This is a genomic window from Pedobacter sp. AC212 (genome assembly GCF_979258625.1).
Map to the genome: position 1 here is coordinate 1,914,224 of NZ_OZ409870.1, position 24,585 is coordinate 1,938,808.

At 36.8% G+C, this 24,585-nt stretch carries 24 protein-coding genes; 10 read left to right on the top strand and 14 right to left on the bottom strand.

The window, feature by feature from the left end; translation table 11 throughout:
* Positions 1–52: 52 nt before the first annotated feature.
* Together ACZZZC_RS08190 and ACZZZC_RS08195 are read right to left on the bottom strand one after the other, a co-directional pair.
* The gene (locus ACZZZC_RS08190; RefSeq protein WP_463485625.1) at positions 53–1,285 is read right to left on the bottom strand and encodes a hypothetical protein; all 1,233 of its coding nucleotides are present in this window, start codon (positions 1,283–1,285) and stop codon (positions 53–55) included.
* Positions 1,263–3,611: a DUF2339 domain-containing protein gene (locus tag ACZZZC_RS08195; RefSeq protein ID WP_463485626.1), complete on the bottom strand. Its 2,349-nt coding sequence runs from the start codon at positions 3,609–3,611 to the stop codon at positions 1,263–1,265. Before ACZZZC_RS08195 ends, ACZZZC_RS08190 begins: the two co-directional genes overlap by 23 nt.
* A 142-nt stretch (positions 3,612–3,753) precedes the next feature.
* Here ACZZZC_RS08195 and ACZZZC_RS08200 point away from each other — a divergent pair, with 142 nt between their 5' ends.
* Positions 3,754–4,197 (top strand): DUF4395 domain-containing protein, encoded by a 444-nt coding sequence (locus ACZZZC_RS08200; RefSeq protein WP_463485627.1) that lies wholly within the window; start codon positions 3,754–3,756, stop codon positions 4,195–4,197.
* A 111-nt stretch (positions 4,198–4,308) separates the two neighbouring features.
* On the opposite strand, the gene ACZZZC_RS08205 is transcribed toward ACZZZC_RS08200, so the two are convergent.
* The 4 genes from ACZZZC_RS08205 to ACZZZC_RS08220 form a co-directional block, all read right to left on the bottom strand.
* Positions 4,309–5,340 (bottom strand): LLM class flavin-dependent oxidoreductase, encoded by a 1,032-nt coding sequence (locus tag ACZZZC_RS08205; RefSeq protein WP_463485628.1) that lies wholly within the window; start codon positions 5,338–5,340, stop codon positions 4,309–4,311.
* Positions 5,341–5,419: 79 nt separating this feature from the next.
* Positions 5,420–6,106: a hypothetical protein gene (locus ACZZZC_RS08210; protein ID WP_463486909.1), complete on the bottom strand. Its 687-nt coding sequence runs from the start codon at positions 6,104–6,106 to the stop codon at positions 5,420–5,422.
* Between the two features lie 133 nt (positions 6,107–6,239).
* Positions 6,240–8,096 (bottom strand): molecular chaperone DnaK, encoded by a 1,857-nt coding sequence (gene dnaK / locus ACZZZC_RS08215; RefSeq protein ID WP_463485630.1) that lies wholly within the window; start codon positions 8,094–8,096, stop codon positions 6,240–6,242.
* Positions 8,097–8,533: 437 nt separating this feature from the next.
* The gene (locus ACZZZC_RS08220) at positions 8,534–9,763 is read right to left on the bottom strand and encodes a glycosyltransferase family 4 protein (protein WP_463485631.1); all 1,230 of its coding nucleotides are present in this window, start codon (positions 9,761–9,763) and stop codon (positions 8,534–8,536) included.
* A gap of 152 nt (positions 9,764–9,915) precedes the next feature.
* Between ACZZZC_RS08220 and ACZZZC_RS08225 the strand changes: the two genes are divergently transcribed.
* Positions 9,916–10,497, top strand: a complete 582-nt coding sequence (locus ACZZZC_RS08225) for a MiaE family protein (protein WP_463485632.1) — start codon at positions 9,916–9,918, stop codon at positions 10,495–10,497.
* A 77-nt stretch (positions 10,498–10,574) separates the two neighbouring features.
* Here ACZZZC_RS08225 and ACZZZC_RS08230 read toward each other — a convergent pair whose 3' ends face one another.
* Genes ACZZZC_RS08230 through ACZZZC_RS08245 form a run of 4 tightly spaced genes read right to left on the bottom strand, consistent with a single transcriptional unit; the run spans position 10,575 to position 13,473 of the window.
* Positions 10,575–11,651, bottom strand: coding sequence for a DUF3810 domain-containing protein (locus ACZZZC_RS08230; protein ID WP_463485633.1), 1,077 nt, complete (start codon positions 11,649–11,651; stop codon positions 10,575–10,577).
* A complete protein-coding gene (locus ACZZZC_RS08235) occupies positions 11,651–11,917 on the bottom strand; it encodes a Txe/YoeB family addiction module toxin (RefSeq protein WP_463485634.1) in 267 nt (88 codons plus the stop codon). Before ACZZZC_RS08235 ends, ACZZZC_RS08230 begins: the two co-directional genes overlap by 1 nt.
* Positions 11,908–12,105 (bottom strand): DUF2683 family protein, encoded by a 198-nt coding sequence (locus tag ACZZZC_RS08240; protein WP_463485635.1) that lies wholly within the window; start codon positions 12,103–12,105, stop codon positions 11,908–11,910. The genes ACZZZC_RS08235 and ACZZZC_RS08240 overlap by 10 nt, the downstream gene beginning before the upstream one ends.
* Positions 12,106–12,138: 33 nt before the next feature.
* The gene (locus tag ACZZZC_RS08245) at positions 12,139–13,473 is read right to left on the bottom strand and encodes a dihydroorotase (protein WP_463486910.1); all 1,335 of its coding nucleotides are present in this window, start codon (positions 13,471–13,473) and stop codon (positions 12,139–12,141) included.
* Between the two features lie 414 nt (positions 13,474–13,887).
* Here ACZZZC_RS08245 and ACZZZC_RS08250 point away from each other — a divergent pair, with 414 nt between their 5' ends.
* The 4 genes from ACZZZC_RS08250 (at position 13,888) to ACZZZC_RS08265 (ending at position 16,575) form a co-directional block, all read left to right on the top strand.
* Positions 13,888–15,234 carry a DEAD/DEAH box helicase gene (locus ACZZZC_RS08250; protein WP_463486911.1) on the top strand — a complete coding sequence of 449 codons (1,347 nt, stop codon included), beginning with the start codon at positions 13,888–13,890 and terminating at the stop codon, positions 15,232–15,234.
* Positions 15,235–15,238: 4 nt separating this feature from the next.
* The gene (locus ACZZZC_RS08255) at positions 15,239–15,511 is read left to right on the top strand and encodes a hypothetical protein (protein ID WP_463486912.1); all 273 of its coding nucleotides are present in this window, start codon (positions 15,239–15,241) and stop codon (positions 15,509–15,511) included.
* 126 nt (positions 15,512–15,637) lie between these two features.
* On the top strand, positions 15,638–15,973 hold the full coding sequence (gldC, locus tag ACZZZC_RS08260; protein WP_010602534.1) for a gliding motility protein GldC: 336 nt from the start codon (positions 15,638–15,640) through the stop codon (positions 15,971–15,973).
* A 188-nt stretch (positions 15,974–16,161) separates the two neighbouring features.
* On the top strand, positions 16,162–16,575 hold the full coding sequence (locus tag ACZZZC_RS08265) for a hypothetical protein (RefSeq protein ID WP_463486913.1): 414 nt from the start codon (positions 16,162–16,164) through the stop codon (positions 16,573–16,575).
* Positions 16,576–16,609: 34 nt separating this feature from the next.
* Here ACZZZC_RS08265 and ACZZZC_RS08270 read toward each other — a convergent pair whose 3' ends face one another.
* A complete protein-coding gene (locus ACZZZC_RS08270) occupies positions 16,610–16,996 on the bottom strand; it encodes a cupin domain-containing protein (RefSeq protein ID WP_463486914.1) in 387 nt (128 codons plus the stop codon).
* Position 16,997: 1 nt separating this feature from the next.
* Complete coding sequence (locus ACZZZC_RS08275) at positions 16,998–17,477, bottom strand: methylated-DNA--[protein]-cysteine S-methyltransferase (RefSeq protein WP_463486915.1); 480 nt, start codon at positions 17,475–17,477, stop codon at positions 16,998–17,000.
* A gap of 501 nt (positions 17,478–17,978) precedes the next feature.
* Here ACZZZC_RS08275 and ACZZZC_RS08280 point away from each other — a divergent pair.
* From ACZZZC_RS08280 to ACZZZC_RS08295, 4 genes are all read left to right on the top strand, one after another.
* Positions 17,979–18,644: a heme exporter protein CcmB gene (locus ACZZZC_RS08280; protein WP_463485641.1), complete on the top strand. Its 666-nt coding sequence runs from the start codon at positions 17,979–17,981 to the stop codon at positions 18,642–18,644.
* Between the two features lie 121 nt (positions 18,645–18,765).
* Complete coding sequence (gene ccsA / locus ACZZZC_RS08285; protein ID WP_265799829.1) at positions 18,766–19,428, top strand: cytochrome c biogenesis protein CcsA; 663 nt, start codon at positions 18,766–18,768, stop codon at positions 19,426–19,428.
* Between the two features lie 72 nt (positions 19,429–19,500).
* Positions 19,501–19,719, top strand: coding sequence for a CcmD family protein (locus tag ACZZZC_RS08290; RefSeq protein ID WP_463485643.1), 219 nt, complete (start codon positions 19,501–19,503; stop codon positions 19,717–19,719).
* A gap of 133 nt (positions 19,720–19,852) precedes the next feature.
* Positions 19,853–21,274: a Glu/Leu/Phe/Val family dehydrogenase gene (locus ACZZZC_RS08295; protein ID WP_056851338.1), complete on the top strand. Its 1,422-nt coding sequence runs from the start codon at positions 19,853–19,855 to the stop codon at positions 21,272–21,274.
* Between the two features lie 278 nt (positions 21,275–21,552).
* Here the strand turns inward: ACZZZC_RS08295 and ACZZZC_RS08300 are convergent, their stop codons facing one another.
* Positions 21,553–23,163, bottom strand: coding sequence for a Na+/H+ antiporter (locus ACZZZC_RS08300; RefSeq protein WP_463486916.1), 1,611 nt, complete (start codon positions 23,161–23,163; stop codon positions 21,553–21,555).
* A 55-nt stretch (positions 23,164–23,218) separates the two neighbouring features.
* Entirely contained in the window at positions 23,219–24,571 is a 1,353-nt protein-coding gene (locus ACZZZC_RS08305; protein WP_463486917.1) for a hypothetical protein, read from the bottom strand.
* Positions 24,572–24,585 lie beyond the last annotated feature (14 nt).

Here is a 24,585-nt window from a genome sequence, read left to right on the forward strand (position 1 = left end):
CTTAGCATATCGAGTTTTCTATGTTATGCTTAACTTTCTTTTTAATACGATCTTAATTCCTCAACATTTTAAATGAAAACCAACCTAACAATGCTATAATAACTGCCATTAAAACCCATAACCAAGCCTTGTTTTCAAATAATGGTTTCTCAATTTTTTCAGCATACGCTGGATTTTGCTGCTCTTTGCCGATGGTTAAAGCAGCTAAAACAGAAGGGATTTTACTTTCAAATTTTTCAATTTCATAATTTGGGGCAGCAACTGTATTATTTCCATAGTATAAAGCGTACTGGAGAGTTGGGTTATCGAAACGAGCAACCAGTTCGAAGATATTTCCTTTCAGTTCTAGGCCGCTTATGCTTAAAGGTCTGTTGTCGTTATTTTGGATGGTTATTTTTAGTCTCGAGGCAATGGTATTTGGAAAATTAAATGTTGAGGGCTCAAGGGAACTCAAAGTCCCGTTATATAACTCAGCATAATTATATTGCATGCCCTTTTCTGTTTTGACACTGTCAGTTGCGTATTCGATTTTAAAAGATCGATAAAAGTCAAAGTCGTTGTTAACATTAAGCTTTAAATTTGATACTGGCATTAGACGAGTTAAATCAACGGTTATAACTGTCTCCTTAGCTTTTGCATCATTATATAAATTATAAGCCTTATATTTTACATCCTGATAAGTGCCATTTATAGTATCGGTTTTAAAAATTTTTGCTTCTAATAATTCAGGTTGAACCGGGCTTTTCAAGGCCATTCTGAAATACTGATATTTTGAATCGGGAAAACTCAATTTAGTAAACTGATAATCAGTATCATTATTTTTAATTGAAAGAATGCGGTAATCTTTCAAAATAGAAAACCATTTTAAGTCATCGTTACTGCCTTCCAAAGTAGCCTGCCAATCAAAATTACTTTGTTTGAATGATAAATTAATCTGATTAATTGTAGTCGCAGCATTGGCTTGAAATGTGAAATAATAGAGGCCTAAATCCGAACTTTTATTAATTATTTTAAAGTCTACTTCCTTCGAAATAAATTGATCTACCCGCTGCTTTAGTAAATAAGGAACTTCAGTGGTATCTTTTCCATTCACACCAAAAATTCTTAAGTCTTGGAAGCCCTTATTTTCGGCTGCATACAGTTGTTCGGGTAGTTTTATGCTATGCCAAATTGAATTAACACCGCTAATATCTCTTTTAAATTTATAGCTGCTGGTTTGAGCTTGAGCAATTCCATGACCAAGCAAAAACACTAAAAGAATACTAATTTTCAGTTTTAACATCATCAATAATTAAATGTTTGTATTTGTTGTAGAGAAAAGAAATTATAAGTAAAAGCACTCCCAACGAGACAAAAACCACAGTTTTAGCGATTGTACTCAACGAATAAATATCATAAAAGAAAAGTTTAATTAGCGTTATGCCGAATAATACTATTGCCCCAATCCTTAAATGTTTTTTGTTTTTTGCAATTCCCATTCCGATGAGGAATAAGGAGTAAATCCCCCAAAGAATACTCAAACCAAGTTTGTAACTCTTATCTGTTCCAGATAGCTCCAAAATGTTAATCAACTCACTGCTAATAACCCATAAAATTGAAATGTAAAGCAGGTACTCGAACATAGTTTTGAAGTTCTTTTTAAGCAGCCCTGAGTTTTGCAAATAATAACATTGAGCAATAAGGAGTGCAAAAAATGCTATCGATATATATCGGATAACAATATTAAATGAACTGATATTAAAATATTCGTTTTCGGTTGATAAATAGTTATCACGCAGTTCACTAAGCGTGTATAATCCATTAGTTAGGAAAAGTAAAATCATCATCAGGTTGATGATAAGATTTGCAATGGCTAGTTCGTTTTTCTGAATTTTTTTAATATTTAGAAAGGTTAGCGCAGCGGCAAAAAACATAGAATAGATATAAAGCCAGGCCGCTGTAAGGGTTTCATAATTATAATTAAAAGCATGGCTTGCATCGTCAAAACCATTTCTTTGACGGAGTGTAACTTTTGTTGACTCTAATAAACCACTGAAATAACGAACTATTTCTATTCGGAAAGTAATGTAAACAGTTAGAACCAGAATTGATGGAAGCGCATAATTCAAAATGCTTCTTATCCAGAGCCAATCGCCAGATTTTTCGGTTTCCTTAGTATTGATGTTCAGCATCCAGGCAAAACTACCAATGAAGATACAGGCAGTTAAAAAGCTGACATTTAAAAATGGAAGTACATGTGGTGCATTTCCATAATTTATGTCGTTAAACCTTGCCCAATCTTCTAAAAGGCTAAAGAACGCTAAAAATATTAATGGAAATGATAGCTTTTCGTAGATAGCAATGCCTTTAACCCTTGCCAAATAGAAGAGTACAGCGGCCTCAACTGCCCAGAAAATAGTTACCCAACCGCCATTAAGTTGCACCGGAACAGCCATCGTAATAAAAGTGATCACCATGGCTAAAATCAAATAGAATAGGTTTCTGTCAGCAAGCTGCTTCTTGTAAATAATTAAGCTTACTATAAAGTGGATCACGGCGTTTGCGAGCGTAAAAAGCCCTAGTAATTCAACACTATTTTTGTTAGCAGCTAAAATAAAATATCCGATTCCGTAGTAAATGAAAGAATTCAAAAGCAAAATAACGACATCACTAAAGCCAAAGATTTCCTTTTTTGACACCTTGTAAGCTAAATTGGTAATGTAAAAAATGATGAAAAACACTGAAGAAAATAAAAGCGATATGGCGAAATGATCTTCTTCACCTCTTAAATTTAATCGCCAGGAAAGAAATATGATCCAGGTTAAACTGAAAGATGCATAAAAAAGTGGCTTCCAATACTTTTTAAAGCTCAAAATCAGGATGCCGATGTTGATGATAGCCATATAGGTAAACAATACGCCAATCTTTCCTGAACCATCGCTGAGCAAAAATGGAACAGCATAAGCACCAACCAAACCAATATGGGCAATAACCTGCTTGTTGTATTTTATGGCAGCTACAACAGTAAAAGAAGTGAAGACAACCATCAACAGAAATGCTAATGCTTGCGGAATAAGCGAATAGAAATCATAAGCTGCATAAGTAATAAAATACATGATGGCGATGGCACCACTGACTAATACAGCCGAAAAGTTTTCATATTTCTCTTTCAGTTTAATTGCGAAAGCCATTAATCCGGCTCCGACCGCATAGCCCAAAACAATCCGGGTGAGCGGGCTGATCATATCATGATCTATAGCGTATTTTGCCCCGATGCACACGCCAAGAATTAATATGAGAATACCAATTTTGCTGATCAGATTTTCTCCGATGAACTTCTCAAAATCCGATTTAACCATGTTTTCACGTGTAAACCGATCTGCGAAATTACTTTGCGGTTGATTTACGGGCGGTTGGAATGGACTTGGAGCAGCTTGTGGTGCAGGGTTATTTTGATTTACCGTACTTGGTGGAGTATTTCTAGGCGGAGGTGAAAGAATAGGTTCGGCAACTGGTGTTAAGGGTTGAACATTAGCAGCGCCTGGCGATTGTAAAGCCCTTACTTCTTGTTTTAAAGCTTCTATTTCTGCCTCAAAACCTTGTTGCCTAAGCAATAAATTTTCGAGCTTCATTAAAAGGAAGTTTAATCTCTCTGAATTATCCATTCTATATTTTCGGTAGTCGTTAATTTATTAAATATAGGAATGAATTTTACAAGGTTAAGGAAAATATTCGATTGGTGTATTTAAATTGGTAGGTTTGAAAAAAAGATAAATGGAAATATCCTGTCCCATCTCAGCAGAAAGAGTAAATGAAAATGTGGTTAGATTGATTGCATTTATGGTTGCATGCATTGCAATTGGCTGTGTTATATTCTCAAATTATTGGGTTATGTTTTTCCTAACTATAGATTTTGCTTTACGGGCCTTTAGTTCTGGAAAATTTAGTCCGATGAAGTTCATAGCCATTAATTTAGCTAAGGCTTTGAGCTTAAAGCCAAAAATGACTGATTTAGCGCCTAAGAAATTCGCGGCAACCATGGGCTTTGTTTTCTGCCTATTGATTACCGCGACATTTATACTGAATTTTTCAACAGTGGCCTTAACGCTAACTGCAATAATGATAATTTTTGCCTTGCTCGAAAGCTTACTAGGCGTTTGTATAGGTTGTTATGTTTATACTTTCGTCAATCTGATTTCGAAAGACAATAAATATTAAGCGTTTATTACATGCTTTCTTTGAGCCAAGCCAAGGATTTTTAAAAACCAGTGTTTGCCATTTCAAAGATTTCTCAATCGCGAAAGCTCATTTCGAAAGGACGATCTGAGACTATTTCGACAAAGCTTTTCTCACTTCCGGGGCGATTTTGTTTCCGAAGATTTCTATCGATTTCATCATTGCCGCATGTGATGGTCCGCCGACGTCCATGTGTGCTGAGAAACGGGTTAAGCCAAAGGTTTCTTCCATAGCAAGAATTTTATCAACAGATTCAGCGGCATCGCCAATAATCAAAGCGCCGTTAGCACTTCTGCCAGCTTCAAATTGATTTCTTTGGAACGGAGGCCAACCACGGCTTTTTCCAACTCTATTCATCTGAGCGGAGTATAAAGGATAATAATAATCTGCTGTTTCCTGACTATCCTCGCCAAATAGTGAGTGCATATGTACACCAACTTCAAATTTACTCATATCGTGCCCGTAAGCCTGATAAACTTTTTTGTAGTAATCAAATAGCGGTTTAAATTGCGAAGGCTGCCCACCAATAATCGCAAACATCACGGGTAAACCCAATCGTCCGGCACGTTCAACCGATTCCGGTGTACCGCCAACGGCCACCCAAATCTTTAAATGATCATTAACAGCCCGTGGTAAAACCTGCTGGTTAACCAGCTCGGGCCTGAATTTTCCCTTCCAGGTTATTTTTGGTTCTTCATTAATTTTTAAAAGCAGCGCTAATTTCTCTTCATAAAGTTCATCATAATCCTGAAGATTGTACCCGAATAATGGAAAAGATTCGATAAAACTCCCGCGACCAGCCATTAATTCGGCTCTGCCGTTTGAAATTAAATCAATAGTAGCAAAATTTTGGTAGAGCTTTACTGGATCTGAAGAACTCAAAACCGATACTGCACTACTTAACTTAATATTTTTGGTAACTGTTGCGGCTGCAGCCAAAATAATCTCCGGACTCGAAACTGCATAATCAGGACGATGGTGTTCACCGATGCCGTAGAAATCTAATCCTACTTCATCCATCAATTTAATTTCTTCTATAATTTCTTGAAGTCTTTGTTGGGCGGGTTGAATTTCTCCCTTTGCATTAACTTGCAAATCGCCGAACATGCCGATACCTAATTCCATAATTGCTAAAATTTATATAGCAAAGTTAATAGGTTAGGGGCAGAGAAGTTTTGATGTATGGTAAGAAAATTCATTGTCATTAAGCAATCCAAGTATTTACAATTTCATCGATTATCCATTTATCGCTTACTTTTTTAATAAAGATGGTAAACCCTTCTCCACATCTCGTTCCACAGAAATAACCAACAGTTAGAACTCCAAAATTCCTTTCCATGTCAAAATAAATTCTAGAGATAGAAAACGAACCGGAAAAACTTGAACCATAATTGCTAAAAACACCATTGGCCTTATTAATTTTTGGCATTTTTGAAGAAATTTGAAGTTTAAATTTCTTTTTGGTTTTGATGTTTTGGTAAGGAATTGTTAGCGTTTCATTTCTTGGCCTTTCTTTTTCCTCTTTAATTTTGAAGTGATAAAATAATTCCTGTTTGTATTTTTCATCAACATCTTTTAATATAGGATTAAACTGCACATATAAGGTACTCGTGTCTTTATTTAAAGAATCTAGTCTTCCTTTATAGATGATTGAATCTTTTGCTAAATTAGAATAATCAAATCTGATAAACTTATTATTTTTATCATAAACTGATTTAGGTACAGGTAGTCGAAATTCGTATATCCTCAAATCCATGCAGGTTGAGTCAATTATTGCAGGAAGAAGTGCGGTAATGATGGTTTCTTCTTCTTCTTCATTGTTTTTCTTTTTGTTACTGCAATTTGATAGAATTAACAAACTGAAAATAATACAAAACAAATTCCTCAGCATTGGTTTTTAATTGAATGATGAATTTAGATTTGTTTTTCCATATAGCGCAAATGATTATGAAACAAGCTCAAAGTGAAATGCTTTAAATGAATTAGAATTAATATCATCGGACTTCCAACTCCCAACCTCGGACTTACTCTATCTTCTTACCTTTCATCGCTGTGGAAATCGCCGCGTCCATTACACGTTCAGCAAACGGACGAGTGAACTCATTCAACTCATCGGCTTTTTTCAAAATCGTATCTTTTTCCTGTGTGGCTAAAGCAGTTTTCAAAGCTTCGATATGAACTTTTGTTTCGGCAATTTCTGCGTCTGTTAAATGTTCAGCATGCTTTTCAATAAAACGCTCTGCAGTGTAAAGGAGTTGCTCGCCCTCACTTCGAGCCTCAATCAACATGCGTTGCTCCACATCGCTTTGCGCAAATTCAATGCTATCCAACAACATTTTTTCAACTGTATCATCACTTAACCCATAACTTGGTGTAATCTCGATTTCCTGCTTCACACCCGAACGGAGTTCAATAGCTTGTACCGTTAAAATTCCATCAGCATTTAGCAAAAAGTTGATATCTACTTTCGGCAAACCTGCAGGCATCGCCGGAATCCCTTTCAAATCAAATTCCGCTAGTTTACGATTCTCCTTTACCAAATCGCGTTCACCCTGGTAAACAGAAATTTTTATATTTACCTGCCCATCAATCGAAGTGGTGTATTGGCGACCGGCTTTGGTAGGCACTTTGCTGTTACGGGAGATAATTACATCCATTAAACCACCCATCGTTTCGATACCAAGCGAAAGAGGAGTAACATCAAGCAATAAAATATCAGAACGATTTCCAGCCAAAACATCAGCCTGGATAGCAGCACCCAAGGCCACAACTTCATCAGGATTAATATTATCCTGCGGTTTTTTGCCAAAGAAATTCTCTACCGCCTGCTTTACAAATGGCGTACGGGTAGAACCGCCCACTAAAATTACTTCATCAATATCTGCTGAAGTTAAATCTGCATCTTTCAAAGCATTTTTACAAGCAGTGATGGTTTCATCCACCTTTGCGGTAATCAGTTGCTCGAAAGTTTTCTTATCCAAAGTACACCAGATTTCGCCAACCTGCTCGTTGTATAAATTTTGCGTAGAAAGCGCTTTTTTAGCTGCTTCAGCCTTTAAACGCAAGGTTTGCATTAAAATATTATCCGCAGCAACCGCTGCAAAATCAATTTTATTTTTTTCAATCCAATAGTTTAAAATCGCCCGGTCGAAATCATCGCCGCCAAGGTAAGTGTTGCCATTGGTAGCCAAAACTTCGAAAATTCCATTTTGAATTTGGAGGATAGAAACATCAAAAGTTCCACCACCTAAATCGTAAACGGCAATGGTTTTTTGCTCAGTCGGATCAAGCCCAATTCCGTAAGCCAAACTTGCCGCGGTTGGTTCGTTAACAATCCGCATGACGTCAAGGCCGGCAAGTTTTCCAGCATCCCTTGTAGCCTGTCGCTGACTATCATTAAAGTATGCCGGAACAGTTATAACAGCCCGATTCACAGGTGTTTTTAAAGCATGTTCTGCTCTCGCTTTCAGTTCTTTTAAAATTTCAGCAGATAATTCAATCGGCGTATAAAAACGATCTCCTGCCTGAATTTTTACCAAAGCATCTGTGTCATCATCAATCACTTTGTAAGAAAATATATCTTTGTGTTCAGCAACATCTTTGTAAGAGCGGCCAAGTAATCGCTTCACCGAGAAAATGGTGTTAGCAGGATCTGTAGTTAAGAATTCTTTCGCCTCATTACCCACAATTGCTTCGTTTTGGCTGTTGAAATATACCACCGAAGGAACCAAAATTCCCTTACCAGCATCGTTAATTACCTGCGGATTTTTATCAGGATTGATAAAAGCAACCAGACTGTTTGTGGTGCCTAAATCTATGCCTACTATAATTTCTTCCTTCTGAAACGAACCTGTAGCAAGGTTAATTGAAATTTTTGCCATGCTGCGAATTTACGCAGATTGTTGCAATGTTTAGAGATTGAAATGTTTTAATGTTGTAAAGAAAGCCGGTAAGTCCGAGGGCGGAAAGTCCGAAAATTAAAGCCGTAAGTTCTGTTTCATCTTTCAATCCTAAAATCCTGGTCCGTAATCCTTTCTTATCCTGAAAATCTCAAAATCTGATTGGAAATGAATGGATCTGTAATCCTTCGCGAAAAGCAGCCCTGCTTTTGGTACAAGCCAAACAGAAAAAAGTTTGGGCTTTCCCCGTCAATCAGGTTTATGGACAGATGTAAAACGCTTTTGGGAAGCAAACCACCCCCAACCCCTCCTTGGAAAATAAGGGAGGGGAGCTGGACACTGCTATTAAACAGGTAAAAACACTCGGCTTTGTACATTTTTATCAAGAAAAAGTGGGAAGCCTGTCTGGCTAAGACAAACTACTTTCTATTCTTCTCTTCAATCCACAAAGACATATACTTTGTGCTCTGCAAAGTATGATGATTCAAAATCTGACCAATAAAATTATGCTGACGATGTTTCTGGATATCCAGATTTTCTAAAACACTTATAAATGAGTCAGCAAAATGCGTAGAAGAATATCGTTCATTGATAATCTTAATTCCATTTTTTTGAGCTAAAGACCAAGCGGTTTCATCATTATAAAGCAAAGCCGCTTTTTCGATAAAACTTTCTAAGTCGTCTTTAATAAAACCATTCCACTCCAGCGAACCTTTCATGGCCTCGGCACCAATTGAAGTGGTAATAGATGGCGTTCCAACTTGCATGGCATCGATAAATTTTCCTTTAACACCCGCACCAAACTGGATAGGAGCCAGTAAAATTCTATGCGTTGAAATTGTTTGTCTTGCATCAGTGGCTCTTCCACGAATAAAAAATTTTTCGTTTTTATTCTCCAATTGTAATACTTTTTGAGAAGCATAAGAACCGTATATATTCATATTTATGCCAGGTAGTTTCTTCCTTAATGCTGGCCAGATTTTGGTTTTCAAAATCTGAACAGTGTTCCAATTCGGTTCATGTAGAAAATTGCCAATGAAAACAAAACCTGCCCTTTCTTCAAAAGGAGTCCAGCTTTTAATGGATTCCTCTGTAATTTCATTTTCAAGAAACGGGAGGTAGTAGAGTAACGAAAGATCAATTTTAAAAGTTTCTTCCATAATTTTCATTTCCACCTCAGAAATAATTAGGGAAAGATCGCAACGTAGAATAGAAGCAATCTCTCTTTTTGCTGTATCAGAAAATAAATCGATTTTCGATTGCTTTTTATCACTTTGCTGTCTTGCACTTCGCAGGCTATGTAAATCTTCAGTGTCCAAAATCCGAAGCGCATCGGGGCATTCCTGCTGAACCCGCCAACCATACTGTTCCTCAACCATAAAGCGATCGAAGAGTACAATATCGGGGTTTAACTTTTGAAGAAATAAATTGAAACTCTCATCATTTAGTTTTATTGGCTCCTCAATTACTGAAGTGGGTGAGAAATCAAAACTGAAATCACTTTTCGATGCCGCGGAGGCAAAAGTGACCTGATAACCTTTCTGCAAAAACAAATCAACCAATTGAATCATTCTTGTTCCCGCTGCCGATGAAGTAGGCTCAGGCCAAACCAATCCAATGATTAATATTTTTTTTGCGCTTCTACTCATTTTCTACAAAATAAGCTCTTTTTTTTTGCTCCCGCAGATAAATGTGATTTTCGCAGATTAAAAACCCAGATCTGCGTTTATCTTCTAAATCTGCGGGAGATATTAAACGTATCTTAAATATTCTTAATTTTGCAGCTCAATTACACCACCACATGTTAGGATTAAAATTGTTAACAGACCCACGTTGGGCAAATATTGCTGAATCGAATTTAGAGGAAATTTTATCTGACCATGCCTGGTGCGAACAAAAAGCAGCATCAAACGCTATCACCTTGATCACTCAAAACTCTGAGCATCAAGATTTGGTTGATGAATTAACAGCCATTGCAATTGAAGAAATGCAGCATTTTCAAATGGTAATTGAAATTATTAAACAACGCGGTTATACTTTAAGCAGAGAAAGGAAAGATGATTACGTTGGCCGTTTAGTCAAGTTCAGTAAAAAAGACGGTAGCAGAAACCAGGCTTTTGTTGATCGACTGTTGTTTGCTGCAATGATTGAGGCCAGAAGTTGCGAGCGTTTTCGAGTGCTTTCGCTTAATATAAAAGATGAAGAATTAGCGAAATTCTACCACGAGCTTATGGTTTCGGAGGCTGGTCATTACACTACTTTTCTAAATTTCGCCCGTAAATATTCTACAGATGTTGATGTTGATAAACGCTGGAAAGACTGGTTGGAATTTGAAGGGGAGTTAATCCAAAGTTTCGGAACGAGAGAGGCGATACATGGATAGAAGTTGAAAGTTGTATGTTATAGGTTGTATGTTCTGGGCGTAAATACCATTCAAATTGCACTGTCAACCTGGAACTTTTAACTTTTAACTTTCAACTCTTTTTTATGAATATTCCACAGCCAAATCACAATATCCTGATAGCTATCGATTCCTTTAGGTTGGTTATTGAGCTTTAAGAAACTATCGAAAGCGGCATCCATGTATCCGAACATGTCGCCGTTGTATTTTCGCCAAAATTCTTTCTCCGTTTTAAAATCATCTAAAACCTTTTCTGATAATTTATCATGAAGTATTTTGTAATCATCAGGAGATTTCATTCTAATTTCAAACAAAATATACCTTAACATTTCATAATTGGCCGAATATTGGTAATTCACATCGGGACTATTACTTGCAGTTAAATAGCCTAGCAAATTAGCTTCATCTTCGTACGAAATGCCTAGTTGATGAGCAATTTCATGGCAAGAAACATAAGGTTTTACAAAATCAGGCAAGGCCATATTCATGTTTGCCTCTCCGGTTAACGGCGCATAGTAACCTTCTATTCCTGCTTTGCTCACTAAATAAGGACTTAAAACAGATTTTAAACAGGGGTTTTTATAGCGAAATAACGAATTCCTTTTCTCCATTAAGTGATAAGCTTTTGATGAGCCAATTTCCAAGTCCTTGATAGAGTAAGCGGGAATTCCCGTCTGCTTTAACTTTAAATCATTTGTTTTTTTTACAAAATATTCGCCCAAAAGAAGCAACTCTTTTACGCTATACTTTTCACTTCCAATACCTAGCGCTTCACTAACACTCGTTCGACTGTAATTTAAGCCCCAAACCAATTTGAAAATGATGTAAAGAATTAAACAAAAGTTTAAAACTTGCAGCGGAATTATAATTCTGTGTACTCTCTGTAAAGATTTTCTTTTTTTGAAAAACCTGATGATTCTGTAAACGACAAAACCAATAATTAATGCGTAAACAATATCACCAATGGCAAACGGGAAAATGGAGGATGAAAATCTTAAACCCGATGAAATGTATGGATAAAAGCCTGCTGAATAATATTTTTGAACAAGGCTTGGGAATAGGCCGAAGATGTAAATCAGTATAGTTAAACTGATTGAAACCAAAAATATTTTATATACCGAATGCTTATATACCATTAATAATGGCCTTTTAAAGATTGAATTTCCAAGATAATAATTCCGTTATCGTGAATTTCATAAACAATTCTGTGTTCTTCATTAATTCTTCTAGACCAAGAACCGGACAATTCATATTTTAGTGGTTCAGGCTTTCCAATACCCTCAAATGGATTTTCTTGAATAGCTAAAATTAATTGCTGAATTTTTTTCTGAATAGCCTTGTTGCCAGATTTTTTCCAGTAGTTTAAATGCTCAATAGCTTTTGGAGCATATATTACTTCCATAAATCTTCAACGGCAATTTTTACACCTTTGCCATTCTTAATATCTTCACGGGCTTGCAAAATATCTTTTACAAATTCTGGGTTATATGGGCTCTTTTTGGTCTCAAAATCAATTTTCAAAGCTTTCATTACCGCTTTTAAAGCTGTGGCTTGTTCTTCGTTTTTGGGATGTGCAATTAAAGTTTCCATTTTGATGTTGCTTAATAAACAAATATAACAAATCTATCTCGCAAAAGTTAGTCGCTTGCCAATCTGGTCGGTAGTGAATCTGCCTTTCTGGTAGGCCAAATTTCCTGACACAAAAGTGTGTGTAACGCTGGCTTGGAAAGTATCTCCATCAAAAGGACTCCAACCACATTTGTAGAAATTATTCAACTTGGTTACTTTCCACGAGTCTTTTAAATCAACCAAAACTAGATCTGCCCAATAGCCCTCGCGAATGAAGCCACGTTTTTCAATATCAAAACAAATAGCCAGGTTATGTGCCGTTTTCTCCACTATTTTCTCTAATGAAATTTTGCCTTGTAAATGCATTTCCAATAAAGCAGGCAGAGCATGTTGAACCAATGGTCCGCCTGATGGCGCTTGTGAATAAGGCTGTTGTTTTTCTTCCAAGGTATGTGGCGCATGGTCGGTGGCGATCACATCAATATTATCATTTAAGACACCTTGAAGAATACCATTCTGATCTTCTTCCGTTTTAACAGCAGGATTCCATTTGATGAAGTTTCCTTTAGTTGCGTAATCCTGATCATTAAACCAAAGGTGATGAACGCAAGCCTCTGCAGTTATTTTTTTATCTTTCAGTGGGATGCTATTATCGAAAAGTGCAATTTCTTTCGCCGTTGAAATGTGAAGAATGTGCAAACGCGTTTGGTAGGCTTTTGCCAGCTCAACCGCTAAAGAAGAAGATTTATAACAAGCTTCAGCACTACGAATCAGCGGATGCATTTCTATCGTTAAATCGTCACCGTATTTTACCTTAAATTCTGCTAAATTATGGCGGATAGTGGCCTCATCTTCGCAATGCGTAGCTACCAAAATTGGCGCTTTGCTAAAAATATTTTCCAATGTTTTTTCATTGTCAACCAACATATTACCCGTTGACGAACCCATGAAAACTTTAATGCCACACACATTTTTTCGGTCGGTTTTTAAAACTTCTTCAATGTTATCATTGCTGGCACCCATATAAAATGAGTAATTGGCTAATGAAGTTTCTGCAGCAATAGCATATTTATCAGCAAGTAAATCTTGCGTTAAGGTATTTGGAACCGTGTTTGGCATTTCCATGAAAGACGTAATTCCACCTGCCACGGCTGCCATGCTTTCCGTAAAAATATCTGCTTTATGTGTTAAACCTGGCTCGCGAAAATGCACTTGATCATCAATCATTCCTGGTAAAAGGTACTGTCCCTCAGCATTAATTTCGGTTGCATTATGTGCAGATAAATTTTGACCGATTTTGGTAATAAATCCATCTTTAATTAATATGTCGGCAACAAATTTCTGCCCTTCGTTTACAATTGTTGCGGCTTTTATCAGGTAAGCATTCATGGTTTCAAAGGTAGTGTTTTAGTAGAAAGTGGGAAGTATAAAGTATAAAGTAAAAAGTATAAAGTAGCCAGATTGGGCGGATGAAAGGTGTAAATTAAGTTTGATGTTGCTGTTTTGATTTAAATAAACGAGATAAAGTGTAAATACTTTTTTGATTCGCAGCAACCCCGAAAATACTTGTCGTGCTGAGGTACGAAGCATCTGCAACCGATGAAAGAGATTCTTAGTGCCTCAGAATGACAGGAGTTAAAAAAAGCTTGAAATGATAGCAGGACTACCGTAATTAAAGAAAATGCTGGAATTGCTTTCCCATAAATCTCTTAAGTGATTTTGGCTTTATGGACTAACGGCTCACGACTCCGAACTTCACACTAGTTTAAGCCTTTCGGCTTAAAAAGCCTATCTTTGTGCGCTATGGCAAAATCGTTCGAAGAATTTAAGTTAAACAGGCAAATTTTAAATGCAGTTGCCGATGCGGGTTATACCGTTGCCACCCCGATACAGGAAAAAGCAATTGCACCGGTGCTATCCGGACAAGATATTTTTGGTATCGCCGAAACCGGAACTGGAAAAACTGCGGCTTTCGTTTTGCCCATTTTAATGCAGTTAAAATATGCTCAGGGTGAAAATCCGAGGGCTTTAATTTTATCTCCGACACGTGAACTGGCCATGCAAATTGCTGAGCAGGTGAAGCTGTTCTCTACCTATACAGACCTGCGCTCGCTGGTAATTTTTGGCGGAATTGGTCCGAAAACGCAGAAAGAGCAAATAGCAAAAGGCGTTGATATTTTAATTGCTACGCCTGGAAGATTTCTGGATTTATATTTAGATGGCGATATTAATACGCAAAGCTTAAAATTTTTGGTACTTGATGAGGCCGATAAAATGATGGATATGGGCTTTATTGGTTCGATACATCGGATTTTAGAAATCGTTCCACGCAAACGCCAAAACCTGTTGTTCTCTGCAACAATGAGCGATTTAGTTCAAAAAATTGCTGGAGATTTCTTAAATAACCCTTTGGTAATTGAGGCATCTGCACAGGCTACACCTGCTGCTAATGTAACGCAAACCTTATATTACGTTCCAAATTTCAAAACAAAAATCAATCTGTTACAACATCTTTTAAAAAATGATGAGGCGTTTACCAGGTTGATTATTTTTTGTAAAACTAAAACAGTAGCAGATAATATCTTCAGTTTTATTGAACGAAGATACGGTGCCGACAATGTTCGGGTGATTCATGCTAATAAAGGACAAAATACCAGAATTAACTCGATAAATAGTTTCAAAGAAGGTAACATCCGCGTATTGGTGGCCACTGATGTAGCCAGTAGGGGAATCGATGTGAGCGATGTAAGTCATGTTATAAATTTTGATGTACCTATTATTATTGAAGATTATGTGCACAGAATTGGCAGAACAGGTAGAGCCTTTGCCAAGGGTGATGCCATAACTTTTGCTACCGATGCTGAAAAATACTACATCCGTAAAATTGAAAAGCTAATCCGCCAATATATTCCTGTAGCTGAAATCCCGGAAGGTGTTTACATTGATGAAACGCCTTATGAGGAACGTCAGCATATTGCCAAGGAAATTGACATGCAAAAACGCAAGGAAGATCCTGATTTTAAAGGTGCTTTCCATGAGAAAAAACATGCTGCCGCGATCGATAAGAAGGCAAGAGAAAAAGCTAAAGCTAAGGCTGGAAAAGAAGTGAAAAGTTTTAAAAAAGGTAAACGTTTCGATAAGAAGAAGTAGTGAAATGAAACTGAGGATTACCCCTTTAAACATTATCGGAGCCGCTGGTTTAGGCTTAGCGGTTTTTAATCTATTAACTGCGAAAGATACTGCACCAAGACAGATCGATATGAGTGGTTTTTATCTGCTTATTTTAGGATGCCTGATCTTGGTTACTTTTGTAACCGATTTAATTTTCCGTTTCACACTAAAAGATTTGAAGAAGATTTGGCTTGTAGAATCTATCTTTATCGTTATCACCCTCATCCTGATCATTATCATCAGAAAAATAGCGTAATTCAAGGGTAAAAAAAACTTTCTAATTCATTCATCAGTGCAATCAAATCAAAAAATAAGCATCTTTGCAACCGAAAAAATAAACTGATAAACGGCGTACTTTTTATCGTATAATCGATTTTAAAAAATGAAGACAGCAGAAATAAAACTAACAGTTGAGTTAGACGAGGCAAATAATCCTGATAACATTCTATGGGAAAGTACTGATTCTGGTAATGCGGATAAAGTACCAGCTAAAGCAATGTTTTTATCCGTTTGGGATCATAACTATAAAAATACTTTAAAAATAGATCTTTGGACAAAAGATATGCCTGTTGATGAAATGAAACGGTTTTTCTACGAAACGCTGCAAACCATGGGCGATAGCTTTTTAAAGGCTACAAACGAAACCTTAATTGTGGAAGATTTACGTGATTACTGTGCGCATTTCGCGGAAAAGATGGGGATTATTGAAGGGCAGTAATTGAGTCATTAGTCATTAGTCATTAGTCATTAGTCATTAGTCATTAGTCATTAGTCATTAGTCATTAAAAATTGCGAAACAAATTAGTGATAAGATATGATCTAATAGCAAAATCAATTATTGAAATCTGTGAAATCTTTAAATCAGTGTAATCAACCCGCAGGAAAAAATTAAAATCTTGAATCAAAATGTTAATTCTAAATAAATTCAGAGCCTGGTTAGGCATTTTGTTATGTGTAGTGTCAGGTTTTTGTCCGATGTTAAAGGTGCCGATAAAAGGAAATTGGAACTTATATCAGTCTGATGCCCGTCTATTTTTTATTACCTATGCAATCATTGCAATTTCTGTTCTTTTCCTTTTTATCAGAAAAGCTGGTGCCTTTCGATTTATGAGTTTCGTAATGGCTATTTGGTATGTGCTGGCAGTTATTGCAGTTTATTTTACAGCCAATAATTATACTAAATATGGTTTTGCCAATAAGTTAATTGGTAAGGTAGTGCATTTTCAATGGGGGTGGATTGTACTTTTAGTGGGGGTGATTTTTATGCTTTTCAGTGCTAAAAAGGGAGAAAAATTAAGTAACCCAGGTACTTTGAAGTAATTTGAAATGGGACACAATATTGCTCTATTTGTATCTATTCAGCTGTAAAATGGTCATCAGCACCATCTTCCAGCGGAATATAAATCCTTTCCCATTCTTCTCCATCTAAAATTTCCCAGGTATGTCCTTCACCAAATGTATCTGCAGCTATTAAAATAATTCCGGGTTCAAGAATGAAGGATTGACCGTTACTAACCGTAAATTTTAATTTCCCTTTCAGCGTAATAACGTATTGCCTGCGTGGTGCTGCATGAGGACTGTATTGCAAGGAAACATCCGTTTGAGCGAAGAAGTAATTAGCATTAATATGCTGTCTGATTGGTATTGTTCCTGATTCAAAATCACACTTCCCGTCTACAATATTGATTAAACGAATAGCTTTTATATTTTTGGTATCGGCTTTATCTGATAATTTATCCATGCTAAAATTTTAATTCTGTTTGACCTTTCTGTGAAACCTCTCTCTCGTGTTGCAGCAACCATTGTTTTCGCCATAAGCCACCGGCATAACCTACCAATTTTCCGCCACTACCAATTACTCGATGGCAAGGAATCACTATAGCAATATTGTTTTTGCCATTAGCAGAAGCTATTGCCCGAATGGCTAAGGGTTGATGTGCCGAAAACTTAGCATACGAGCTAGTTTCGCCATAAGGGATGCTAAGTAAGTTTTGCCAAACCCCTTGCTGAAATTCAGTTCCTTTTTGTTTTATTGGAAAATCGAAAGCTTTTAAATCACCTTTAAAATAATCTTCAAGTTGCTTTGCCACCATTTTGGTCAACTCATTTTCCCTTAACTTATCAATATCTTGCTCTGAAAAAGTGATGGCGTAAACAAAATCATCATCAGCTAAGATGGTTATTTTTCCAATTGGCGAGTCTAAAACTGATGCGTAGTCCATATTTTTTATCACAGATGTTCGCAGCTAAATACAGAATTTGGCTTACAATAATAATCAAATAAGTTATCCGTGTTTATCCTTTTCATCTGTGGCTAATATTTTTAGTGTATTCTGTGTTTCCGTGGCTGAGTCTCTTTTCTAACTAGCTTCGTCTTTCGTTATAGTCCATAAAGTTATTTTTGCCACGGAAGCAGGGAGTTCACGGAATAAAAAATTATTATTTACTTTTTAAGTAATTTAGTTTTCCGTGTATTCTGTGTTTCCGTGGCTAATTCTTTTTTTTAGCTAGCTTCGTTTTTTCTTATAATCCATAAAATATTTTTGCCACGGAAGCACGGAGTTCACGGAATAAAAAATTATTATCTACTTTTTAAGTAATCTAGTTTTCCGTGTATTCTGTGTTTCCGTGGCTAATATTTAACAGCTAAAACTTTAAACAATATTACAACAATCCAACAAATTACCCTTACAATATTTATCAATAAAAGTATCTTTGCGGTTATGCAATTGGCCAATGAGGTTAAATATTTAATCCACAAGGAAGTACTGTTAGAGTGGCGCTCCAAATATACCATCAACGGTGTATTATTGTATGTAGTTTCCACCATTTTTACCTGCTATTTATCTTTTGTCAGTTTGGGCGATAAGCTTGCCTGGAATGCATTGTTCTGGATAATTATCTTGTTTGCATCTATCAACGGGGTTTCTAAAAGTTTTTTGCAGGAAACTAAAGGACAACAGTTATATAGTTACGTTTTAGCAAGCCCGGCTGCGGTTTTAATATCGAAAACAGTTTATAACGTTTTGCTAATGTTGGTATTAACTACCATCGCATTGGGCTTTTATACTTTGGTATTCGATTCGTTTACACCGCCCGATTTGCTTTTATATTACGTAGCCGTAGTGATGGGTAGCATCAGTTTTTCAACGGTTTTTACTATGGTTTCAGCAATTGCAAGTAAAGCCGGTAACGGTGGAATGCTGATGGCAATTTTAAGCTTCCCGATTATTATTCCGGTACTCATACTTTTAATAAAATTAGCAAAAAATGCAGTTGATGGCTTGCCCTGGGAGAATAGTTACGATGAAATTGGAATGTTGTTGGTTGTAAATGTGCTTACCGTTGCCACCTCATTATTGTTATTTCCTTACCTTTGGCGAGACTAAAAATGATTGAATTATAGAATGAATGATTGAGAGAATGTGAATTTTCTATCGCTTAAAATTATTGAATAATAGCGGCAATATTCACTCATTCAAAAATCACTCCTTCAAAATTAATATATGTATGAATAAAACTTGGTGGAAAATTTTAGGTTCAGTGCTGGTAGTTTATACTGCAATTGCAGGTTTGTTGCTTGGCGTGCCTCGTTTGCCTATTTTAAATGAATCAATCAGGAATCTATATTTCCATGTACCGATGTGGTTTGCCATGATTGTATTGTTCTCCATTTCTGTCTTTTACAGCATTAAATCTCTTAGCTCCAAAAGTGAAATTGATGATATGAAAGCTGTAGAAAGCGTAAACGCAGGGATCATTTTTGGTCTGTTAGGATTAGTAACAGGTGCCATCTGGGCAAAATATACCTGGGGCCAGTTTTGGAGTTTTGATCCTAAACAAAACTTTGCAGCCATTTCCGTTTTACTCTATTTTGCTTACTTAATTCTTCGCAATGCGATAGATGAGGAACAAAAAAGAGCTAAAATTTCTGCCATTTATAACATCTTCGCCTTCCCGATGATGGTGGTTCTGCTATTCGTTTTACCACGACTAAAAGATTCATTACATCCTGGTAATGGTGGTAACCCGGGTTTTAACAGCTACGATTTAGATAGCCGAATGCGGATGGTATTTTATCCGGCATGCTTAGGCTGGATATTAATTGGTTACTGGGTTTACACCATTAAATTCAGATTACGCTCCCTAGAAAACAAACAACAAGCAAATTAGATTAAAGAGCAAGGACAAAGGATTAAAGACTAGCCATCCAAAATTAAAACACCAAAAAATTTAAAAACTAACATGAAAAAGATATTGTTCTCCTTAATATTAATGCTTGTTACGATCCAGCTATTTGCGCAAGATAACGGCGTAGAAATGGCGGATAAGTTGCGTAGCGATGGTAAAATTTACGTTGTTGTTGCCTGCATAGTGATCATTTTGCTTGGATTATTGGCTTACCTTTTCTCTATCGATAAAAGATTAAAAAAAATCGAAAAAGAAAACTCACCTAAAAACTAAGTTTAAACAGTTTGAAGCTGTCTTTCTCTTCAGTTTTGATTGGTGTTGGCTTTACACTAAGTATTTTTTCATTTGGATATATGCGTTTTTTTTAGGCAATTTTGCGGCATACTTAATTCATAAAAAAGAAATAATGGCTAATCTAGCAGACGAGAACAAGTTTTTTGCTGATGTATGCAAGAACTTTGACAGTGCGGCTCAATTCACCAACCATCCTGAAGGTTTATTGAACCAGATTAAAGCGTGTAATAGTGTTTATCGTTTCCAATTTCCAATTCGCCGTGGAAATGGTTTCGAAGTAATTGATGCTTGGCGTGTGGAGCACTCGCATCACATGAGTCCGACAAAAGGTGGTATTCGCTACAGCGAAATGGTTAACGAAGATGAGGTAATGGCGCTTGCAGCCCTTATGACTTACAAGTGTGCCATCGTAAATGTTCCATTTGGTGGTGCTAAAGGTGGTATCAAAATCAACACTAAACAATATAGTGTTGCCGAGTTAGAAACCATCACTCGTCGTTATACAACAGAGTTAATCAAGAAAAATTTTATTGGTCCTGGTATCGACGTTCCTGCTCCTGATTATGGATCGGGTGAACGCGAAATGAGTTGGATTGCAGATACTTATATGACCATGAATCCGGGTCAGCTAGATGCGTTAGGTTGTGTTACGGGTAAGCCAATTGCGCTCCACGGTATCCGCGGACGTAAAGAAGCTACTGGCCGTGGTGTTGCATATGCCGTTCGTGAATGCGTAGATGTTGCAGAAGATATGGCTAAACTTGGCTTCAAAGCTGGTTTAGGAGATAAAAGAGTAATTGTTCAGGGTTTGGGTAACGTGGGTTATCACTCTGCTAAATTCCTGGCCGAATTTGGAGCGACAATCGTAGGTTTATGTGAGTACGAAGGAGCAATCTACAATCCTAACGGCTTAAATGTAGACGAAGTTTTTGCACACCGCAAAAATACGGGTTCAATCCTTGGTTTCCCAGGTGCTACAGATTTCAAAAATTCGATGGACGGCTTAGAGCAGGATTGTGATATCCTTGTTCCTGCAGCTTTAGAAAACCAATTTACCGAGCATAACATCCGCAACGTTAAAGCCAAAATTATTGCCGAAGGCGCTAACGGACCTACAACTCCAGAAGCTGAGGCTATTTTCACAGAAATGGGCGGAATAATTATTCCAGATATGTATTGCAATGCCGGTGGTGTTACGGTTTCTTATTTTGAGTGGTTAAAAAATCTTTCTCACGTAGCTTTTGGCCGCATGGAAAACCGTTATGCAGCTAACTCAAATGCTAACCTGATTAATACTCTAGAAAATTTAACAGGTAAAACTATCCTTCCAGAACACCGCTTAATGATTGTTAAAGGTGCATCTGAGATCGAATTGGTGAACTCTGGTTTGGAAGATACAATGATTCATTCTTACCACGAGATCCGTGAGACTTTGGTAAATAAACCAGCGACCCAAACATTAAGAACTGCGGCATTTGTTAATTCGATTGATAAAATTGCTGTTTCTTATATGAATTTAGGTGTTTGGCCATAGCCTATAACTGTAATTGCGAATCTCGATCTTATCAAGATTCGCAATCTTATTACAAATCCTTGTAGATATAAAATTTGCAAGGATTTTTTTTGGAAATTTTAGTTCTGTGCTTTGAACAGTCGTCCTTGCGAGGTACGAAGCAATCTTATGATAAAATAATACCACAAATGAGATTGTGCCAAAGGCATTCCTTGGGAACTTCAATCGATGAGAAATCGATTTCGCCTGCCTGCCGCAGGCAAGCAAAGACGGAAAGTTAAAACCTAAATGGTAAATTCTTATTCAGAGGAAGTGATACTCAACTCTTCCAAATCCAAACGCCATTCTTCTTTTCTGATAATATCATCGTCGTAGTTTTTGTTGCTTTTCAAATGATGTAGTTCATCCCTTTGAACCTGAATCAAAGCCAGCACAATTTCATGATATGCTTTCAAATCTACCTGATCAATCTGTCCAGCTTTAAAGGCTTTCAGAGTATCTTTCTTTTCAATTAACGAGTGTTGAAGTTCGGCTTTTAAATTTACCATTAACTCATTGTGGGTACATTGATATTGATAATCAGCTTTTAGTTTATCTAATGAGAGATCAATTAATTTAAGTTTAATCTGGCTGGTCTGTTCCTGTTCAGATAATTTATGTTTCGGAGCTGGAATATTTAGCCACTTGATAAAAAACGGTAACGTTAAACCCTGTACCACCAGCGTTACGAATATAACCACGAAGGTGATAAATAAGATCAGGTTCCTTAATGGAAATGGAATCTGATCGGAAATCATTACCGGAATAGATAATGCTGCGGCCAAAGAAACTACGCCCCGCATTCCGGCATAAACAATTACTAACGAAGAATGCCAGGTCATGTCTTGGTAGCGCACTCTCGTTTTTTTGTTAAAGATCCTGGTGATCCTGGCAGTGGAGAAGAGCCAGATAAAGCGGACTACCAAAGCAAGTACACTTATTCCCACTCCGTAGCCTATTGCTCTACCTATCGGGTAATCTGGGCCAAGCCCTGCTACAATATCTGGCAATGCCAAACCTATTAGAATAAAAACTACACCATTTAAAAGGAATATCAAGGCAGACCAAACCGAAACGGTTTTAATTCGCGAGCTTGAAGTTAAAATAATATGCGATTGACTGGAGAGTAGTAGACCTCCAGAAACTACTGCCATTACACCCGAACCCTCAAAATGTTCTGCTACGATATACATAAAATAGGGCGTAATCAACGTAAGCACAGTATCAATGTTTTCAGTTGTTGGAAGCCATCTATGTATAGCGTAAAAGATACCACCAACGGCCAATCCAACCAAAATACCACAACCAGCTACGGAAACAAAATCTATCGCTGCATCATGCAGAACGAAAGTTCCGGCGGTAACAGCGACCAGTGCGAATTTAAACACGATTAAACTGGAAGCATCGTTTACCAAACTTTCGCCCTCTAGTAAAGCACTTACCGTTTTGGGAATTTTTAATCCTTTAAGTACTGCGGCTGCAGCAACGGCATCTGGCGGCGAAATAATTCCACCCAATAAAAATCCTAATGCCAAAGTGAAGCCCGGTATAAATGCAACGGAAGCATAAGCTACAGCCATTGATGTAATAATTACCAAACCTACCGCCATTAAAAAGATTCCACCTTTGTATTCCCAAAAATCTTTCCACGAGGTAAACCATGCAGCTTCATAAAGGAGTGGAGGTAAGAAGAGCAGGAAGACAATATCAGGATCGATTTTTACATGAGGGATACCAGGAATAAATCCGATAATTAATCCTGCTAATACTAAAAAAATAGGGTATGAAATCTTTAATTTCTGACCAACCATCACCAGTAATGTCACGCCGAGTAACAAAATGAGGATTAAAATAAGATTGTCGTGGAGCATATTTGCTATTAGTTTGTTGCAATAAATTTATTAAGAATATTGGAATGATAAAATTCTACAGGGTTTTCAAAAGTTGATAAAGTGCGTTGATGTTTTGATTGTTCATTTTTAAGTTGCCTTGTAAGGCGATTTTCTTGTCGCCAGTAGCTTGAGCTGTCACGGTTAAATATTTCAAGCTTTCCAGATATCTGGAGATTATTGGCAAGCTAACTTGTCGGTTTAATTGTTTAAAATTGACATTCAAGGCAAGGAGGTTATTGGATTTTTGCGAATATTGATGAAGAGAAGGTGATTTCTTTGTGCTGAAGATAAGTTGCTTGCTATTTCCCCCAACAAATATTTGGTGAAGAGGAAAAACCGATTTGTTAACTACGCCGCTATCAGGATGAATAAAGTTTTGACGGGCCAGGTAGTTTTTTAACGGCAAAGCATCAGCAGAAATATTGATCAGGACATTTGGAACATCTTTTTGCTGAAGCGTTACTTTCTGCACCTTTTCGAAATCATCGTTGTATTCATAAGTAATAATCGAATCCGTTTGCTTCATGGTATTTGTCCATTCCATATCAATGTGCCCCTGATAATATTTTACCAGGCTATCTTGCTCAATAACCACATTCTTTAGCTTAAATTCTTTTTTCGTGTTTCGTTCGAAATCTGCATTCAGCCAAAAGTTCATTACATTGTTTGTATTGGCCGGCTGGTGGCTGTAAAGCCCGCTCTTAATTTTCATTCCTTCTGGCGTATTAAAAATTCCATTGAAACTGATTTCGCCCCTTTTAAAATCAAGCTCCGCAAACTGAGCATTTTCTTGAAAAGCGATGTGACTGCTAGATTTGATCAGTTGGCTAAATTCACCATCGCTCATTTCTTTAAAGTCTTTTTCATTCAAAACATCTTTCAAGGCTGCATCAAAATTTGCAATCTGACTTGAAAAAACTACTGCAGCACTATTTTCATCGTAACAGATTGCTACGTTACCCAATACAGATTTTGCATAGTTAAACTTATTGCTACCCTTTTTAATTTTAAAACCTACGGCCTTGCTTAAAAAATCTTCAAAATTTTTGAGGTTTCTGATTTTAAATCTGGCAAAAAACGAGGTACTCGGTTGATCCTTTATGGTATACAAATATAGGTTTGCAGGAATGCTTAATCCATGGTCTAAGCGCTTAAAAGAACGCCCAACATTTTTCCCTGTATCTGATTTAAAGTAACGAACGGGGTTTGAGATGGCATTGAGCGCCAATGTTTTTAAAATTTCATCAACACTTATCTTTACTAAAGAAGTGGTGTTTTTTGGAATAGCTATTTGATTGGCACTGTAATTCCTGTACTTGAGCGTACCAATAAAAAAAATCAGCAGCGATATTAAAATCACTGCTGCTATTTTTAGAAATTTCTTCATACGTCATTTTTTGC